General features: G+C 74.6%; 1 protein-coding gene and 1 pseudogene. Both read left to right on the top strand.

Going from position 1 to position 1,769, the window contains the following annotated elements:
• A partial coding sequence (locus AB0M20_RS41675) for a phosphatidylglycerol lysyltransferase domain-containing protein (protein ID WP_364306869.1) occupies positions 1-1,380 on the top strand: 1,380 nt, incomplete at its 5' end.
• Positions 1,380-1,769, top strand: a pseudogene (locus tag AB0M20_RS41670) (hypothetical protein); the annotation flags it as partial. The gene AB0M20_RS41675 and the pseudogene AB0M20_RS41670, both read left to right, overlap by 1 nt.

Genomic DNA, 1,769 nt, shown 5'->3' with positions numbered 1-1,769 from the left:
CTGCTCGGCGTCCTGGTCGTCACCCGGCGCCGTTTCGAGGCCTCGGCGGATCCGCGCAACCGGTGGCGGGCGCTGCTGGCCCTGGCCGGTTTCGCCGGCGCCGGCTTCATGCTCGGCTTCCTCGAGATCGCCGTACGGGTGAACCGCCTGCAGGGTCATCCCGGCCGGCTGAGCTGGGCCGCGGAGTCCGCACTCGGCCTGCTCGGCATCAGCGGCCCGGTGCACTTCCGGTATCCGATCGGCGCCGAGGCGGTCAGCCTCACCACGGGCGGGTTCGGGCTGCTGGCGGTGGCCGTCTCGGTGGTCCTGCTGCTGCGCCCCGGCAGCCGGATGCCGGCGCGCACCGAACGGGACGACCGGACCCTGCGCGACCTGCTCGACCGGCACGGCTCGGGCGACTCGCTCGGCTACTTCGCTCTGCGCGCGGACAAGTCGCTGAGCTGGGCACCGGGAGATCAGGCGGCGATCGCCTACCGGGCGTGCCACGGGGTCGCGCTGGCCGCCGGCGACCCGATCGGCGCCCCCTCGGCCTGGCCCGGGGCGATCAACATCTGGCTCGCCGAATGCGACCGGCGCGGGTGGACCCCGGCGGTGCTCGGCTGCGGGGAGGCCGGTGGTCGGGCGTACCAGAGATGCGGTCTGGACGTGGTCGAGCTGGGCGACGAGGCGATCGTGGACGTGGCGGCGTTCCAGCTGCAGGGCCGCCCGATGCGAGGGGTACGCCAGGCGGTGCGGCGAATGCGGCGGGCCGGCTTCACCTGCGAGGTGGTCCGGCAGCGCGAGCTGTCCGCGAGCGCGCTGGCGCAGGCGGTTCGCGCCGCGGAGGCGTTTCGCGACGGCGCCGTCGAGCGCGGCTTCTCGATGGCCCTCTCCCGGCTGGGCCACCCCGACGACGCGGACTGTCTGTTCGTGCTGTGCTGCGACGCCGCCGGCCGCATCCGCGGGGTGCTGCAGTTCGTACCCTGGGGCGCCGACGGCCTCTCGCTGGATGTGATGCGCGGCGACCGCACCGCCGGCAACGGGCTCACCGAGCTGATGGTGGTCAGCGCCATCGAAGCCGCGCCGGCGCTGGGAGTGCACCGGATCTCGCTGAACTTCGCGGTGCTGCGCTCGGTCTTCGCCCGCGCGGACGAGTTGGGCGCCGGACCGGTGCTGCGGCTCTGGCACCGGCTGCTCATGGCGGCCTCGCGGGTCTGGCAGATCGAGTCGCTGTACCGGGCCAACGCGAAGTTCCTGCCCGCCTGGCAACCGCGCTACCTGTGCTTCCCGACCGCCCGTGACCTGCCTCGGATCGCGATCGCGGCGCTCACGGCGGAAGCCTTCCTGCCGGGCCTGCCGCGTGCTTCGAGTGCCGTCACGAGCGTCCCGGCGGCGCGCTGATGCAGGTCACGAGCGTTCCCCTGATCATCCTCGCCGTTCTGGCGGCCGGCAGCGCCGTCTCGGCGACCGTGCTGCTCTGGCACCGCGGCGGCCGGTGGCGGTTACCGCTGCGCGCGGCCGGCGTCGTGCTCTGCGAATCCCTGATCGTGCTCTCGGCCGGTCTCATCGTGAACCGGGGGCAGGACTTCTACCCGACCTGGCAGGCCCTCGCCGGCGACACCGGCACGGCTTCCCGGACCACCGCCCGCGCGGCCGGTGACCTGGACGGCTCCTTCGGCCCCGGCCGGCTGCGCACCGACTGGCGGCCGGCCGGTTCGGCCGCCTGGCACCTGCGGTCCCCGGCGCGGATCACGGTGCCGGGCGCCTACCTCGGACCCGCCGGCGCCGGT

Source organism: Actinoplanes sp. NPDC051633, from assembly GCF_040681735.1.
In the GTDB taxonomy this organism is placed as follows: Bacteria; Actinomycetota; Actinomycetes; order Mycobacteriales; family Micromonosporaceae; genus Actinoplanes.
The sequence above is the reverse complement of the archived record's forward strand: the minus strand, read 5'-3'. Positions and strand labels throughout refer to the sequence as shown.